The 16,188-nt window shown below is 75.4% G+C and carries 12 protein-coding genes; 8 read left to right on the top strand and 4 right to left on the bottom strand.

The window, feature by feature from the left end; all coding sequences use genetic code 11:
• The first annotated feature begins 128 nt into the window (after positions 1 to 128).
• A complete protein-coding gene (locus IE98_RS0116715) occupies positions 129 to 2,018 on the top strand; it encodes a M1 family metallopeptidase (RefSeq protein WP_030269676.1) in 1,890 nt (629 codons plus the stop codon).
• 110 nt (positions 2,019 to 2,128) lie between these two features.
• Here IE98_RS0116715 and IE98_RS0116710 read toward each other — a convergent pair whose 3' ends face one another.
• Positions 2,129 to 2,551 carry an SHOCT domain-containing protein gene (locus tag IE98_RS0116710; protein ID WP_030269674.1) on the bottom strand — a complete coding sequence of 141 codons (423 nt, stop codon included), beginning with the start codon at positions 2,549 to 2,551 and terminating at the stop codon, positions 2,129 to 2,131.
• 333 nt (positions 2,552 to 2,884) lie between these two features.
• On the opposite strand from IE98_RS0116710, the gene IE98_RS0116705 reads away from it, so the two are divergent.
• From IE98_RS0116705 to IE98_RS0116675, 7 genes are all read left to right on the top strand, one after another.
• Complete coding sequence (locus tag IE98_RS0116705) at positions 2,885 to 4,186, top strand: PucR family transcriptional regulator (protein WP_052390601.1); 1,302 nt, start codon at positions 2,885 to 2,887, stop codon at positions 4,184 to 4,186.
• A 303-nt stretch (positions 4,187 to 4,489) separates the two neighbouring features.
• Positions 4,490 to 5,302 (top strand): ABC transporter ATP-binding protein, encoded by an 813-nt coding sequence (locus IE98_RS0116700; RefSeq protein ID WP_030269670.1) that lies wholly within the window; start codon positions 4,490 to 4,492, stop codon positions 5,300 to 5,302.
• Positions 5,299 to 6,081, top strand: coding sequence for an ABC transporter ATP-binding protein (locus IE98_RS0116695; RefSeq protein WP_030269668.1), 783 nt, complete (start codon positions 5,299 to 5,301; stop codon positions 6,079 to 6,081). Before IE98_RS0116700 ends, IE98_RS0116695 begins: the two co-directional genes overlap by 4 nt.
• Positions 6,078 to 6,968, top strand: a complete 891-nt coding sequence (locus IE98_RS0116690; protein ID WP_030269666.1) for a branched-chain amino acid ABC transporter permease — start codon at positions 6,078 to 6,080, stop codon at positions 6,966 to 6,968. The genes IE98_RS0116695 and IE98_RS0116690 overlap by 4 nt, the downstream gene beginning before the upstream one ends.
• The gene (locus IE98_RS0116685; RefSeq protein WP_234443565.1) at positions 6,961 to 8,118 is read left to right on the top strand and encodes a branched-chain amino acid ABC transporter permease; all 1,158 of its coding nucleotides are present in this window, start codon (positions 6,961 to 6,963) and stop codon (positions 8,116 to 8,118) included. Before IE98_RS0116690 ends, IE98_RS0116685 begins: the two co-directional genes overlap by 8 nt.
• Positions 8,115 to 9,371: an ABC transporter substrate-binding protein gene (locus IE98_RS0116680; protein ID WP_030269663.1), complete on the top strand. Its 1,257-nt coding sequence runs from the start codon at positions 8,115 to 8,117 to the stop codon at positions 9,369 to 9,371. The genes IE98_RS0116685 and IE98_RS0116680 overlap by 4 nt, the downstream gene beginning before the upstream one ends.
• A gap of 116 nt (positions 9,372 to 9,487) precedes the next feature.
• Complete coding sequence (locus IE98_RS0116675) at positions 9,488 to 11,083, top strand: long-chain-fatty-acid--CoA ligase (protein WP_030269660.1); 1,596 nt, start codon at positions 9,488 to 9,490, stop codon at positions 11,081 to 11,083.
• 10 nt (positions 11,084 to 11,093) lie between these two features.
• Here the strand turns inward: IE98_RS0116675 and IE98_RS0116670 are convergent, their stop codons facing one another.
• The 3 genes from IE98_RS0116670 to IE98_RS44670 all read right to left on the bottom strand — a co-directional run bounded on the left by IE98_RS0116670 (position 11,094) and on the right by IE98_RS44670 (position 15,957).
• Entirely contained in the window at positions 11,094 to 12,923 is a 1,830-nt protein-coding gene (locus tag IE98_RS0116670) for an AfsR/SARP family transcriptional regulator (RefSeq protein ID WP_052390600.1), read from the bottom strand.
• 300 nt (positions 12,924 to 13,223) lie between these two features.
• Entirely contained in the window at positions 13,224 to 14,285 is a 1,062-nt protein-coding gene (locus IE98_RS46325) for a CHAP domain-containing protein (RefSeq protein ID WP_159400939.1), read from the bottom strand.
• 256 nt (positions 14,286 to 14,541) lie between these two features.
• On the bottom strand, positions 14,542 to 15,957 hold the full coding sequence (locus tag IE98_RS44670; RefSeq protein ID WP_052390599.1) for an XRE family transcriptional regulator: 1,416 nt from the start codon (positions 15,955 to 15,957) through the stop codon (positions 14,542 to 14,544).
• Positions 15,958 to 16,188 lie beyond the last annotated feature (231 nt).

Below are 16,188 nucleotides of genomic sequence, written 5' to 3'. Positions count from 1 at the left end.
TGCTGTCACCCTTCTTCTCGGCCTCGCGACCGGCGGGCCCCGATCCCCGCCGGTCGTCAACGTGCCTTCCGTACGGGCGGGTTGACCCTTCGTCCGGCACGGGAGGGTCCCCTACCCGAAGAGGATCGATGAGAAGCACCCTTCTCCCCCTGGTCGCTGCCGGCGCGCTGCTCGCGGCCGCCGTGGCGGCGACCGGCGCCACCACGGCCACGGCCACGGCGACCGCGGCGGCGTCCTGCACCCCCACCCAGGTGGTCGCCAACGGCGGTTTCGAGTCCGGCAGTTCGCCCTGGTCCGCATCGAGCGGAGTGATCACCACCGGCGGCGGCCAGACCGCGCACGGCGGCAGCTCGTTCGCCTGGCTGGACGGCTACGGCTCCTCCCACACCGACACGCTCTCGCAGTCGGTGACGCTGCCCGCGGGCTGCACCTCGGCCACCCTCAGCCTCTGGCTGCACGTGGACACCGCGGAGACCACCGCCGCCATCGCCTACGACAAGCTCACCGCGAGCATCGGCGGCACCACGCTGGCGAGTTGGTCCAACCTGGACGCCCGCCCGGGCTACCTGCAGAAGACCTTCGACGTCTCGTCGTTCGCCGGCCGCACGGTGGCGCTCTCGTTCACCGGCACCGAGGACTCCGGGCTGCAGACCAGCTTCGTGCTGGACGACGTCGCCCTGGACGTCTCCGGCGGCGGCACCCCGACCCCGACGCCCACTCCCACGCCGACGCCGAGCCCCACCGGCACCCCGGCGCCGGACGCGACCCGCACCCCGGCCGCTCCGGCCTACACCGTCTCGCTGAGCAGCGACGCCTCGGGCGCGTCCTGGACGGGCCACGAGAGCGTCTCCTTCACCAACGCCTCGGCCACCCCGCTCACCGAGGTCTACCTGCGGCTGTGGGACAACGCGCACGGCAGCTGCCCGAGCACCCCGATCACCGTCACCAACGTCACCGGCGGCACGGCCGCCGCGCTCTCGGTGGCCTGCACGGCGATGAAGGTCACCCTGCCCGCGCCGCTCGCACAGGGCCAGGGCGGGACGGTCGGCTTCGACCTCGGCATCACGGTGCCGAGCGGAGCGGACCGCTTCGGCCACGACGGGGCGTACAACTTCCTCGGCAACGCACTGCCGGTGCTGGCCGTCCGGGACGCCGCGGGCTGGCACCTCGACCCGTACACCAACAACGGGGAGTCGTTCTACTCGCTGGCCTCGGACTTCGACGTGACCCTGGACCACCCGAGCGGTCTGCTGGTGCCGGCCACCGGGACCTCGGTGGACACCCCCGGCGGCACGGGCCGCACCGTCACCCGGGCCACCGCGAGCAAGGTGCGCGACTTCGCCTGGGGCGCCGGGCCGTTCACCAGGATCAGCGGCACGTCGACGGCGGGCGTGAAGGTCAACGTCTACGCGGTGAGCGGGATCTCCTCCGGTGACGCCCAGTCGATGCTGGCCACCGCCGAGTCCGCGGTGGACGCCCACGCACAGCGCTTCGGCGCCTACCCGTACGCCGAGTTGGACGCGGTGCTCGACAACAGCTTCTGGTTCGGCGGCATGGAGTACCCGGGCTTCGTGCTCGACCTGGTCTCCACCACGGCGCTGACCCACGAGATCGCGCACCAGTGGTTCTACGGGATCGTCGGCGACGACGAGTACAACGGCCCGTGGCTGGACGAGGCGTTCACCGACTACGCCACCGACCTGGCGCTCGGCAAGACCGGCAGCAACTGCTGGAACAGCGTCTCCTGGGCGTCCTCCGCCGAGAAGATCACCGACTCGATGGCGTACTGGGACGCGCACTCGTCCCGGTACTCCACCGTCGTCTACGGCTACGGCAAGTGCGCCCTGCACGACCTGCGGCGGCTGATCGGCGACGCCGCGATGAGCACCCTGCTGCACGACTACGCGCAGTCGCACTGGTACGGGGTGAGCACCACCGCCGAGTTCAAGGCGGCGGCCCAGGCCGCGGCCGGCACCGACCTGACCTCGTTCTGGACCCAGCACCGGATCGAGGGCTGAGGGCCGGACCGCCCCTGACGCACGCGGCACCGGGCGCCCCCGTGGAGGGGGCGCCCGGTGCTCCGCCGTTCGGGTGATGCTCCGCACGGTGCGAAGACCCGGACGGCCGGTCAGGCCAGCAGTTTCGCCTTGGCCTTCTGGAACTCCTCCTCGGAGATGGCGCCGGTGGTCTTCAGGTCGGCGAGCTTGGCCAGCTGGTCCGCGTGGCTCGGGCCCGCACCGCCCCCACCCCCGCTGCCTCCGCCGCCGTCGGCGGCCGCACGGCGGATGTACGCCTGGAACGCCTCGTCCGTCCGCTGCGCCTGCTCCAGATCGCGCTGGGCCATCGAGCCGCCGCGCGCGATCAGGTAGACCAGCACGCCGATCAGCGGCAGCAGGATGACGAAGATCGTCCAGCCGGCCTTGCCCCAGCCGCCCATGTCCTTGCTGCGGAAGATGTCCGTGATGATCTTGAATAGCAGGAAGAACCAGAGGATGAAGACGAAGAGCTCCAGCATCGTCCAGAAGATGTTGAGCAGCGGGTAGTCGTCCATGGCACTCCGTCCCAGCCGTTCGCCGGCCGACCGGCGGGCTGTCGGTCCACGGCGGCGCCCCCGCACCGCCCGTCCCCGCCGCTTGGTCCGGACAGGGGACAGAACGAGTCATACCATCACACTCCGGGCGCGGCATGCGGCGTGTCGGCCGGTCGGGGGGGGTGCCCACGACGGCCGACGGGGGCGCCACGGCGGCGCCCGGCCGGTCACGCCCCGGCAAGCGCACGGTCACGATTCGGCCGACTGTCGCCGAGGCGGCCGGCCGTCCTTGTGCGGGCCGGTCAGGATGACTTTGACTAGCACTGCTAGTTAAAAGTCGACGAGGGAGCGCCCGTGAGACCACCCGCCCCGGCTCCGCCCGCCGCCGCACCGACTGGCCACGCCCCGAAGCCCCGGCTGCGCGGCCTGCCCGAGGAACCCCCCGCCCGGCGGCCGGTCCGCTCCCGGGCCGACACCGCGTCCGAGCAGCTGCTCCGCCGCACCGCCGCCCACCTGCTGCAGGACGTCGACGGACTCGCCCGCGAGCTCGTCGCGCAGATCAGCTCCCGGGAGCCCGCCTACCCCGCCACCATCGGCCCGGAGGAGCTGCGGCTGGAGGTCCGCACCTCGCTGGAGAGCTCGGTGCGCACCCTGCTCGACCCGCCCGGCACCTGGGAGGCCGCCCGGCTCTGCTCCTGGCGGATCGGCGCCCGCCGCGCGCAGCGCGAACTGCCCCTCGACGCGCTGCTGCACGCCTTCCGGCTCGGCGGCGCCCTGGTCTGGCGGCGCCTCGTCGAGACCGCCACCCGCCGCGAGCCGGACGACGCCCACCTGCTGCTGCACAGCGCCGCCGGCATCTGGAGCTTCGTCGACGAGCACTCCGACCTGATCACCCAGGCCTACCGGCTGGTCGAGAGCCAGACCGCCCGCGAGCACCGCGAACGCGCCCGCGCCATGGTGCAGGCCCTGCTCGACGGCACCACCCGGATCACCGACCTGCCCACCGTCGCCGCCGCGCTGGACCTCCCCGAGCGCGGCCGGTACGCGGTCGCCTCGCTCGCCGGCCCGGCCGGGCCGCCCCGCCACCCCGCCGAGGCCGACCCGGCGCTCGCCGAACCGCCCCCCGGCGTGCGGATCGTCCGGCACCGCGGGGCCGACGGCGAGCACGCCCTCGTCCTGCTCGGCGACGCCGAACCGGCCCAGGTCGCGGCCTGCCTCGGCCACCACCGGGGCGGCCGGGTCGGCATCGGCACGGTCGTCGAGGAGCTCGCCGAGATCGGCGCCGCCCGGCGCTCCGCCGACATCGCACTGCGCACCTGCACCGCCGACGGCGACGTCGCCCTGCTGCACGAGCGGCTGCCCACCGCCCTGGTCGTCTCCCTCCCCGACTTCGGCACCGCCCTGGTCGACCGGGCGCTCGGCGCCGTCCTGGAACTCGACCACCAGGACCGCGAGTCCATGCTCAGCACACTCGACGTCTGGCTGGACAGCGCGGGCTCCGCGCAGCGGGCCGGCACCCGGCTGTTCTGCCACCGCAACACCGTGCTCAACCGGCTGCGCCGGTACGAGCAGTTGAGCGGCCGCAGCCTCAACCACCCCCGCCACCTGGTCGAGTTGTCGCTCGCCCTGGACGCGTACCGGCTGCTGCCGTCCTGACACCGCGGCGCCGCCGCCGGGGCCGTCCTGAAGCCCCGGCGGCGGACCTGCCGTGCACTCTCCCCGCTCCCGGACCGCTCGCGCCGCCCCCGGCCGCCGGTACTGGTCGAGCTCACAACGCGGCCCGCCGGGCACTGTGCAGCCGCAACGCGTGCCCCGCCCGCCATGGACCGGCGCTCGGCCGCCGTGGTGTCCTGCCGCTCACCCAGAACCGGGCAGACGCCCTCGTCGCCCGAGCTTCCCACCCTCCCGAGCGGCTGCTGCCCCGTGTGCGCGGCCCGGCACTCGGACGCAAGGAGCACCATGAGCCCACCCGAGCGGTCGAGCGCGCTGACCGTCGAGAATCTGCACGTCGCCTACGGGCGCGCCGTCCGGGCGCTGCGCGGGGTCTCGCTGGACCTCCCGGCCGGGCGGATCACCGCCGTCCTCGGCGCCAACGGGGCCGGCAAGAGCACCCTGCTGCGGGCCGTCTCCGGCACCCTCGGCCTGCACCGGGGCGCGGTCACCGCCGGGACGGTCGCGGTCGACGGCCGCCCGCTGGCGGAGGACGCGGCCCTGGCCGTGCGCGCCGGCGTCGTCCAGGTCCCCGAGGGCAGGCGGGTGTTCGCCGACCTCACGGTCGAGGAGAACCTGCGGGCCGGCGAGCTCGGCCGCGGCCGCCGCGGCGCCGCGACCCGGCGGGAGGCCCGCGAGCGGGTCTTCGCCCTGCTGCCGGTGCTGGCCGAGCGCCGCCGCCAGCGGGCCGGCCTGATGTCCGGCGGCGAGCAGCAGATGCTCGCGATCGGACGCGCGCTGATGGCCGATCCCCGCGTGCTGCTGCTGGACGAGCCCTCGCTCGGCCTGGCCCCGCGGATGGTGCGGCAGATCGGCGCGATCGTGCAGGAGATCAACCGGCAGGGCACCTCGGTGCTGCTGGTCGAGCAGAACACCGCGATGGCCCTCGCCGTCGCGCACCGGGCGCTGGTGCTGGAGAACGGGCTCGTCCGGCTGGAGGGCACCGCCGCGGAGCTCGCCGCCGGCGACGAGGTCCGCCGGCTCTACCTCGGCGCCGCCGAGGAGGACGGCCCGTCCGCAGCCCGTCCGCCCGTCCGGGAGCTGCGCAGGTGGACGGCATGACCGCCCCCGCCGCCGCCCGGCTGGAGGTCCGCGGCATCACCGTCCGGTTCGCCGGCCTCACCGCGCTCGACGACGTCTCGTTCACCGTCGAACCGGGCACCGTGCACGCCCTGATCGGCCCGAACGGCGCCGGCAAGTCCACCTGCTTCAACGTGCTCTCCGGCGTGTACCGGGCCGCCTCCGGCAGTGTCGCCTACGGCGGGCGGGAGATCACCGGGATGCCGCCGCACGCCGTCACCGGGCTCGGCATCGCCCGGACCTTCCAGAACATCGTGCTCACCGCGGGCACCGTCGCCGACAACCTGATGCTCGGCCGGCACCGGCTCACCCGGGCCGGATTCGCCGCCACCGCGCTGCGCCTGCCGGGTGCCGTCCGCGAGCAGCGGCGGCACCGCGCCCGGGCCGCCGAGATCGCCGGGTTCCTCGGCCTGGAGGCCCACTTCGACCAGCCGGTGGGCGGGCTGCCGTACGGCGTGCGCAAGCGGGTCGAGCTGGCCCGGGCGCTCTGCGCCGAACCGGGGCTGCTGCTGCTCGACGAGCCGGTGGCCGGGATGAACCCCGCCGAACGCCTGGACATGGCCGGCACGATCGCCGCGATCCGGGCCGCCCTCGGCATCTCCGTCCTGCTGGTCGAGCACGACATGGGGATGGTCATGCGGCTCGCCGACACCGTCACCGTCCTGGACTTCGGCCGCCGGATCGCCGACGGCACCCCGGAGGCCGTCCAGCAGGACCCGGCGGTGCTCCGCGCCTACCTCGGACAGGAGGGAGCAGCATGACCCTGCTCGTCGGAACGCTGCTCGACGGGATCGCCCTCGGCTCGGTGTACGCCCTGGTCGCCCTGGGCTTCACCCTCGTCTTCAAGGCCTCCGGGGTGATGAACTTCGCGCACGGCTCGGTGCTGCTGCTCGGCGGCTGGGTGGTCACCGCCACGCACGGCGCGGTCGGCTTCCCGCTCGCCGTGCTGCTCGGCGCGGCCGCCGCGGCGGCCGCCTCCGGCCTGCTCCACCTGCTCACCGCCCGCGGGCTCCGCGGCGCGGGCGCGCACGTCGCGACCATCCTCACCATCGGCGCCGACCTGGTGCTGCTGACCGCACTCGCCCGGGCGATCGGCGCCGACTACCTGGCCACCGGCGACCCGTGGGGCTCGGCCGTGGTCCGGATCGGCGGGGTGCACGCCGCCGAGGCCCGGCTCGCCGGGATCGCCGTCTCCGTCGCCCTGATCGGGGCGGTCTTCGCCGCCTTCCGCTGGACCCGCTGGGGGCTGGCGATGCGGGCCGCCTCCGCCGACGAGGAGGCCGCCGCGCTGATGGGCGTGCGGCTCGGCCGGATGCGGCTGACCGCCTGGTGCGCGGCCGGTGCGCTGGCCGCCGTCGCCGCGGTCTTCCTGGCCGCCTTCCCCGCGCCGGGCCTGGACCGCTCGACCGGCCAACTCGCGCTCGCCGCCTTCCCCGCGGCGATCCTCGGCGGCCTGGACTCGGCGGCCGGCGCCCTGGCCGGCAGCCTCGCCATCGGCCTGGCCGGCGCCCTCGCCACCGGCTACCAGGACGCGTTCGGCGCCTTCGGCGCGGGACTGCCCGGCATCGCCCCCTACCTGGTGATGGTCGCCGTCCTGCTGGTGCGCCCCTCGGGGCTGCTCGGTTCGAAGGAGGCCGTCCGTGTCTGAGCTGCTCACCGGGCGCCGCGCCGCGGCCGCCGCGGGCGTCCTCGTCCTGCTCGCCCTGCCCTTCTACGCGGACGGATTCTGGCTGCAGAGCGGCCTGTTCGCGATGGCCGCCGTGCTCGGCGCGATCGGCCTCGGGCTGCTCACCGGCACCGCCGGGCAGCTCTCGCTCGGCCACTCCTTCTTCCTCGCGGTCGGCGCGTACGGCTACGTCTGGTTCTCCGGCGGGGCGTCCGGCAGCGGCCCGTCCCGGCTCACCGGACTCGGCCTGCCGCCGCTGCTCGCCCTCGTCCTCGCGATCGCGCTGGCCGGCGCCGCGGGCGCGGTGTTCAGCCCGATCGCCGGCCGGCTGCGCGGAATGTACCTGGGTGTGGCCACCCTCGCCCTGGTCTTCCTCGGACAGCACGTGCTGCTCGACTCCCGCAGCGTCACCGGCGGTTTCAACGGCCGGCCGGTCGAGCCGATGGAGCTCTTCGGCTTCTCGTTCAGCGACGCCTCGCCGCGCGGACTGGCCGTGCTCGGCGTGCCCTTCGGCGGCCTCGAACGGCTCTGGTACCTCGGGCTGGCCCTGGTCGCGCTCGGCCTGTTCACCGCCCGCAACCTGCAACAGGGCCGCCCCGGGCGGGCGTTGGCCGCACTGCGGGACAGCGGCACGGCGGCCGCCGTGATGGGCGTGCCGGTCGCCCGATACCGCTGCGCCGCGTTCACCGTCTCCTGCCTGTACGCGGGGGCCGGCGGGGCGCTCACCGCGCTGGCCTTCAAGCGGGTGGTGCCCGACCACTTCGGGCTCGCCCTGTCGATCGACTTCCTCGCGATGATCGTGATCGGCGGGCTGGGCTCGGTCGGCGGCGCGGCCGCCGCGGCCGTCCTCGTCTCGCTGCTCCCGCAGGTGCTCACCGTGTACGCGGACCGGCTGCCGCTGATCGCCCCCGCGGGCTCGGACGCCTTCGGCGCGACCCCCGGCGAGGCCGCCCGCTACCTGTACGGCGCGGCCGTCGTCCTGATCCTCACCCTCGCCCCGGACGGACTGGCGGGCCTGGCCCGCCGGTACCGGCCGCGGCCCGCACCGGCCGCCGCGCCCGCGGCACCCCCTCCCGTACTCGTCCCCCGCACCACCACCCGTCCCTCGCCCGGCAAGGAGCCCGCCCCGTGACCGACCGCAGACTGCTCAGATCCGCCGCCGCCCTCGCCGTCCTCGCGCTCACCGCGACCGGCTGCAGCACCAAGGCCGACACCTCCTCCGACCGGGTCGGCGAGGACGGCGTGAAGATGGGCCCCGGCGTCACCGGGACGACCATCACCCTCGGCGCCCTCACCGACCTCAGCGGCGTCTACGCCTCGCTCGGCAAGAGCATCGTCAACGCCCAGCAGCTGTGGGTGGAACAGACCAACAAGGTCGGCGGCATCTGCGGCCGCAAGGTCGAGATCAAGGTCAAGGACCACGGCTACGACGTGCAGAAGGGCGTCGCCGCCTTCGCCGAGATCGAGCCCGACTCGGCGATGCTCACCCAGGTGATCGGCTCGCCGGTGGTCGCCGCGCTCAAGCAGGAGATCGAGAGCAAGAAGATCCTCACCCTGCCGCTCGGCTGGTCCTCCACCCTGCTCGGCCAGAACTACATCCAGGTGGTGGGCCCCACCTACGACATCGACATGATCAACGCGGTGGACTTCCTGACCCGCAAGGCCGGACTGGCCGCGGGCGACAGGATCGGCCACGTCTACTTCGAGGGCGAGTACGGCGAGAACGCCCTCGCCGGCGCCGAGTACGCGGCGAAGCAGCACGGCTACACCGTCGTCGGCCAGAAGATCAAGGCCACCGACACCGACCTCGGCGCCCAGGTCACCGCGCTCAAGCAGGCCGGGGTGAAGGCGATCCTGGTCAGCGCCGGGCCCAAGCAGTCCGCCTCGCTGGTCGGTCTGGCCGCGGCCCAGGGCCTCACCGTGCCGGTGGTGGGCTCCGCCCCCGGCTTCGCCCCGCAGCTGCTGGACAGCGCCGCCGCCCCGGCCCTGGAGAAGATGTTCTACCTGGTGAGCGGCTATCCGGCGCCCAGCGCCGACACCTCCCGGATGCGCCAGCTGGTGCAGGACTACCAGGCGAAGTACCCGGGCGCGCCGGTGGACAGCGGCGTGGTCAGCGGCTGGGTGGCCGCCCAGGTCGCCGCCGAGGCCCTCAGCAACGCCTGCACCGCCAAGGACCTCACCCGCGAGGGCATCGTGGCCGCCCACCGCAGCCAGAAGGCGCTCAACGTCCTGGACGTGCCGCTGGACTTCACCGACGCCGCGAAGCCCTCGGCGTACGGCTCGTTCATCCTCAGGCCCGCCAAGTCGGCCACGGGCGGACTGGCCGTCGTCGAGCCCGCCCACGAGGTCGCGGCCACCCGCGGCTACCCGCTGCCCAAGGGCTGAGCCCGCCCGGGGCGGCCGGGCCGACCGGCCCGGCCGCCCCGGTCCCTGCTGCCGAATCCCCTCCTGCCCGACCGCCCGACCGCCCGACCGCCCGACCGACGAAAGGTGCCAGCCCCGTGTCGCTCTCCCTCGCCTGCGTCCTCGCCGAGGCCGCCCGCCGGTACCCCGACCGCACCGCCGTGATCGACGGCCCGCTGCACGAGACCTACGCCGAGCTGTGGGCCGGTGCGCTCGCCCGCGGCGGCGCGCTGACCGCGCTCGGCGTCCGCCCGGGCGACCGGGTCGCCCTGATGGTGCCCAACACCGTCGAGTTCCCGCGCGCCTACTACGCGATCCTCGCCGCCGGTGCGGTCGTCGTCCCCGTCCACCTGCTGCTCACCCCCGCCGAGGCCGCGTTCGTCCTGCAGGACAGCGGCGCCCGGCTGCTGCTCGTCGACCGCACCCTCGCCGGGGCGGGCGCCGAGGCCGCCTGGCTGGCCGGGATCCCCGCGGTCGGCGTCGGCGTCGGCGGCGCGGCCGCGGAGCCGGAGCCCGCGGATCCCGCCGCCGGGGAGCCCGCGGCCGATCCGGGCTGGCAGGGCGTCCTGCCGCGGCTGGAGGACACCACGGCCGCCCCGCTGCGCAGCTACGCCACCCGGCAGCCGGCGGACCCGGCCGTGCTGCTGTACACCAGCGGCACCACCGGACGGTCCAAGGGCGCCGTGCTCACCCAGCTCAACCTGGTGATGAACGCGGTCGTCAACGCCTTCGACGCCAACGACGTCACCCCGGACGACGTGGTGCTCGGCTGCCTGCCGCTGTTCCACGCGTACGGCCAGACGGTCGCGATGAACACGACCTTCCGGGTCGGTGCCACGCTCGTCCTGATGGGACGGTTCCGGCCGGAGCGGGCGCTGGAACTGATGGTCCGCCACCGGGCGACGGTCTTCCACGGCGTGCCCACCATGTACGCGGCGCTGGTCGAGGCGGCCGCCCGCCGGCGCCCCGAGGGGCTGGCGCTGCGGATGTGCGTCTCCGGCGGCGCAGCCCTGCCGCTCGCCGTGCTGGAAGGCGTCGAGGAGCACCTCGGCGCCCCCGTCTTCGAGGGGTACGGGCTCTCCGAGACCTCGCCGACCGCGGCGGTGAACCAGCCGCACTTCGGCCGCCGGGCGGGCACCGTGGGCCACCGGATCTGGGGCGTCGAGGTCGAGATCGCCCGGCCCGGCACCGGGCCGCTGGAGCTGCTGCCCACCGGGGACATCGGCGAGATCGTCGTCCGCGGCCACAACGTCTTCGCCGGCTACCACGGCCTGCCGGAGGCGACCGCCGAGGCGACGGCGGACGGCTGGTTCCGCACCGGCGACCTCGGCACCCTCGACGCGGACGGCTTCCTCACCGTGGTCGACCGGACGAAGGACGTGGTGATCCGCGGTGGCTTCAACGTCTACCCGAGCGAGGTCGAGGACGTGCTGCTGCGGCACCCGGCGATCGCCCGGGTCGCGGTGATCGGCCTGCCGCACCCCCGGCACGGCGAGGAGGTCTGCGCGGTCGTCGTCCCCGTCGACCCGGCCGACCCGCCCTCCCCCGCCGAGATCACCGCCTGGGCGTCCGAGCGCCTCGGCCGGCACAAGTACCCGCGCCAGGTCGAGATCGTCGCCGAACTCCCGCTCGGCCCCAGCCTGAAGGTCCTCAAGCGCGAACTCCGCCGCACCGTCACCCCGGCCACGGGCTGACCCGCACGGGTCAGCCGGCCAGCGCCGAGCGGAGGGGGGTGCGCTGGGCGGGGACGGTCGGGGCGGTGGTGCGGTGCCGGGCCCGCTCGCGGGCGTAGGTGCGCAGCAGCGGCTCGTAGCGGTAGCGGCCGGGTTCGCGGGCGGTGAGCAGGCCGGCGTCGGTGAGCCGTTCGAGGACGCGTTCGGCGTGGGCCGGGGGCGCGCCGAGCAGGCGGGCGGCGGTGCTCAGGCCGACGGTGTCGGTCGGGGCGAGGGCCAGCAGGTGGAAGGCGCGGGCGGTCACCGGGTCCAGGCCCTCGCAGCCGGCCTCGAAGGCCGCGCGGACGTCCAGGCTGCCGAGGCAGAGCTCGTCGAGGGCGCGGCCCTCGTCGGCGAGCCGCTCCACCAGGTGCCGGACCGTCCAGGAGGGACGGGCCGCCAGCCGGGCGCCGCAGATCCGCAGGGCGAGCGGCAGGCCGCCGCAGGCGGCCGCGAGCTGGGTGAGGGCCCGGGGTTCGGCTGCGGCGCGGGCCGGGCCGAGCAGCCGGGTGAGGAACTGCCGGGCCTCGTCGGCGGGCAGCGGGCCCAGCGGGAGGGCGTGGCTGCCGCCGAGGTCGGGCAACCGGGTGCGGGCGGTGACCAGTGCGGAGTTGCCGGGGCCGGCGGGCATCAGCGGCCGGATGTGGGCGCTGTCCCGGGCGTCGTCGAGGACGACCAGCATCCGTCGGCCCGCCAGCAGCGAGCGGAAGAGCGCCGTCCGGGAGTCGGTGTCCGGCGGGACGGCGGCAGCGGGCACGCCGAGGGCGGTCAGGAAGCTGCCGAGCACGGCGTGCGGGGCGGCGGACCGCGGACAGCTGCCGCGCAGGTCGGCGTAGAGGGTGCCGTCCGGGTGGGCGCCGCGGGCGGCGTGCGCGGCGTGCTGGACGAGGGCGCTCTTGCCGGCACCGGGCTGGCCGCTGACGACCGCGATCAGCGGGGCACGGCGGGACTCGGCCGCGAGCAGCCCGGCGAGGTCGGCCGACTGCTCCGACCGTCCGGTGAAGTCGGTCAGGCCGGGCGGCAGTTGGAAGGGCGTGACGAGCACGGCGCGGGTGCGGACGGCCTGCCGGGCGGGTGCCGCGAGCGCGGGGTCGGCGCGCAGGATGCCGCCGTGCACGGCGCGCAGTTCGCTGCCGGGGTCGACGCCGAGCTCGTCGGCGAGCACCCGGCGGACCTCCCCGTACACCGCGAGGGCCTCGGACTGGCGGCCGCTGCGGTAGAGCGCGGTCATCAACTGGGCCCAGAGCCGCTCGCGTTCGGGGTGTGCGACGGTCAGCATCCGGAGCTCGCCGAGGAGTTCGGCGTGCCGGCCGAGGGCGAGCGCCGCCTCGGTGCGGCCTTCGAGGACGTCCAGGCGGGCCTCGGCGAGACGCCCGGCCTCGGCCCGGCGGAGCGCCTCGGAGGGGATGTCGACGAGGGCGGGGCCGCGCCAGAGCGCGAGGGCCGCCTCGTAGTGGGTCGCGGCCCGCTCGGCGTCCCCGGTGCGGAGCCGGTCGTGGCCGAGGTCGCGCAGCCGGGTGAACCGATCGGCGTCGAACTCCTCGACGGCGACCGCGAGGAGGTAGCCGCCGGCCTCGGTCGCGAGCCGGGGCCCGGCCTCGCCGAGGGCCTTGCGCAGGCGCATCACGTAGTTGCGCAGGGTGGTGGCGGCGGTGCGCGGCGGCCGCCCGTCCCACACGGTGTCGGCCAGCACGTCGGCCGGCACGACCTGTCCCCGCCGCACGAGCAGGGCCGCCAGCAGCGCCCGCTGCTTGGCCGCCGCCACCGGCCGGTCGCCCCCGCTGTCCCGTACGAGCAGCGGCCCGAGTATTCCGAACTCCATCGCTCACGCCCCCCAACACCTCGGTCTGGTCGGCCGGGCGGCGGTGCCCGTCCCCCGGTCCGCCGCCCGGCGCGACTCCGTTCTATGCCGGTGCGGGGTTGACCGGTGGATCATGCGGTGACGGCCAATCAACTCCGGGCATGGAGCCGTCGTCCGAGGTGGGCGTGGGGGTCGCGGCCGGGCGGCGCCGGGCTCCGGGCATGCTCCGGGGCGGGTTGCGCGGCGCGGGTGCGGGCGGCGGCGGTGCCGATTGGCCGGGCCGCCGCCCGCGCCGGTCAATCAATTCCGGTCAACCGGGGCTCAGCCGCAGTGGCTCCAGCCGCTCGTCCAGGTGGTGCCGCGGTAGGAGCCGCCCCAGTCGACGCAGGTGCCGGCGGCGTCCAGGGTCACCGGGCCCGCGTAGTAGGTGTAGCTGCCGGGGTTGTCGGCGGCCACACCGCCCTGCACCTTGAGCGTGGCGTCCATCGGGACGGCGCCGGAGGGCCGGTCGGCCAGCGTGACCACGCAGTTGCGGCCGCCGGAGGCCTCGTACAGCAGGTAGGCGGTGGCGCCGCCGAGGGAGTGCGAGTCGATCACGCCGAAGCCGGGGCCGCAGACCTGGGCCGGGCTGTACGGGTTGGCGGTGGAGGTCACGACCGGGGTGATGTAGCCGTCGATGCGGTAGCCGTGGCCGGGGTCGACCGTGCCGGGCACGCTGCCGACCGCGCGCTGGGCGGCCGGGACCGTCAGCGACACCACGGAGGAGCTCTTGGCGAAGGCGGGCTCGTCGGCGGCGTTCGGGGCGCCGTTCCAGTCGCCGTTGGCGGTGACCACCGAGCCGTCCGCGCCGACCGAGGTGACGATCCCGACGTGGTGGACGACGGTGCCCGAGCCGGTGCCGGTGCCGTAGATCACGGCGTCCCCGGGCTGCGGCTGGTAGGAGGCCTCGGTGTGCAGCGTGCCGTTGTTCTGTCCGTAGGTGCGGAAGCTGACCGCGGAGGCGTCGAGTCCGGTCACGGCGAGGCCGGCGTTGCGCCAGGCCCAGATCGCGAAGTCGGCGCACCAGTACTCGGGGACGCCGGCCCAGCCGACGCAGCTGTTCTCGAACTGGGCGCCGCCCAGGGTGTTGCGGGTCGGCTCGTCGGCACAGGTACCGGCGGAGCGGCCGACGTTGGCGGCGGCGAGCCGGGCGGCCGCGCTCGCCGCCGCCGCCGTGGTGGCGACCGGGGCGGGAGCGGCCGGGACGGCGGAGGCCGTGGCGGCAGTCGGAGCGGCCGGGGCAGCGGAGGCGGACGGCGCCGGGGCGAAGGCGGTGAGGCCGAGGGCGAGGACCGCGGCGACGGCCAACGGAGCTGTCCGGCGCAGGACGAACGTGGGTATCACCGTTCTCCTCAAGGGCGAAGGGGCGAAGGGGCGTTGTGGGGCCGCTGCGGGACGGCGGCGGGATCGCTTCCTCCGCCGCACCGCAGTGGTCCGCATCCTCCGCCGCCCGCGTAGCGCCCCGGTCGCGCGGCCGGAACCCGCCCGACGAAACGGTGGTGATGTGCCGTCAGAGTCCTGGCTCCGCCTCCTCGCCCTCCTCGGCCTCCTCGCTCCCCGACCCGTTCCGGCGGTCCGGACACCCCGTGGACGAGGAGCGTCAGCCGTGCCCCTGGTCCGGGTAGCGGCAGGCGGCCTTCCGGGCGCGGGCCAGGTCCGCCTCGGGGAGGTCCGCCGGCGGCAGGCCACCGGAGGGCACGGGCTCGCCGATCAGCCGGGCGTCCGCGACCGCCGTCGCGCCGTCACCGCCGAAGCAGGCCACGGCCACCATCGGCACGGCCGAACCGTTGCCCTCCCCCTTGCCCTCGGCGGGGGTGGGCCGCCAGGTCAGTTTGAAGCCGGTGGCCGCCTCGGAGGTGAAGCCGATCTGCTGCCACTGCGGCATGGCGCTGCCCGATCGGGGCAGGTAGGCGGCGTAGCCGACGATCGCCACGTGGTCGCCGGTGGCGTGGAGTTCCACCGCGCCGGGTGCGCCGGCGGGGGCTGCCGCGGCGAGCGCGATCGAGGACGGCGGGGCGACCCCGTCCGGGCAGTCCGCGGGCCGCAGGCCGGCGGGCGGGTTGCCGTGGACGACGGCGGAGGAGACGTAGCCTCCGGAGGCGACGCGGAACCACCGGACGTCGGGCGAGCCCGAGGTGGTGTCGACCACGACGTCCCCCAGGCAGAAGCCGGTGAGGGCGAGCCGGCACCCGCTCGGCAGCTGGGCGACGACGTCCGCACTGAGGCTGGCGCCGGCGCGCACGCGGGTGGTGGCGTTGTACGTCTCGCCGGCGAAGAGCGCGGCGGAGGCGCCGTCCGGGGCCGGGCAGCCGACCCCGGAGGCCGCTGTGGCGGAGGAGGACACGGCCGCGGCCGGATTGGCCTCGTGCTGCTTCGCATCGGAGGAGGCGGACCGCACCACCACCATGACGAGGACGACGGTCAGGGCGAGCACGGCGGCGGTGCCCGCGGTCGTCCAGCCGACCGGCCACCGGCGTGCGGGGCCGGACTCGGCGAGGTCCACGGGGAGTCCGGACCCGGGGGCGGGCGGCGCCGGATCGGCTCCGTCCCCGCCGGGGTCGCCGGCGGCCGGCACGGCGGCGGTCGCGTCGGTCGGCACGACGGCCGTGGACGGGGCCGCCGGTGCGGGTCCGGACACGGTCGCGGCTCCGGCCCCCTCTTCGGCGGGTGACTCGTCACCGGGTGCGGGCGTGGCAGCGGGCGGGGAGGCCGGTGCGGGCTCGGCGGGGGCCGGTGCCACCGCGTCGGAGGCCAGCCGTTTGTCGACCTCGTGCCAGCGTTTGGTCCATTCGGTCACGTCGCCGCCGCAGGCGCCCACGTACGCCTGGGCGACCTCCAGGCTGGGGAACCGGACGCCGCCCGCGGCGTCGCTCAAGGTGGTCGCGCCGAAGCCGGCCCGGTCGGCCAGAACCCGGTAAGTGGGGTTCCCTGCCCGCTCCCTGACGAGTCGCAGGTCGAAGGCGAAGGCCTGTACCGGGCCGTCGGCCGGATCGACGGGGCGCGGTTTGCGGGCCACAGGGTCTCCTCAGCTGACGGGTCGACAGTTCGCTCGGGAAACTCACGAGATGTGTCCGGTGTTCCTTCACTGTGTGTACGGATGGTGTGAATTCGATCACTCATGCACACGCCACATTCGTGACATGGACATAACTGATCATGGTGCCTGTCGCGCGGCGCCGCTACCCCCGCGCTACCGCGCGGATACGCGTGGTGGCGAGACTTCGTCAGGGGCCGCGCCCGGCGCCGC

It is taken from the genome of Streptomyces sp. NRRL B-24484 (genome assembly GCF_000717715.1).
Classification (GTDB): domain Bacteria; phylum Actinomycetota; class Actinomycetes; order Streptomycetales; family Streptomycetaceae; genus Kitasatospora.
Note: the sequence above shows the minus strand (reverse complement) of the source record. Positions and strands in the feature narration are given on the sequence as shown.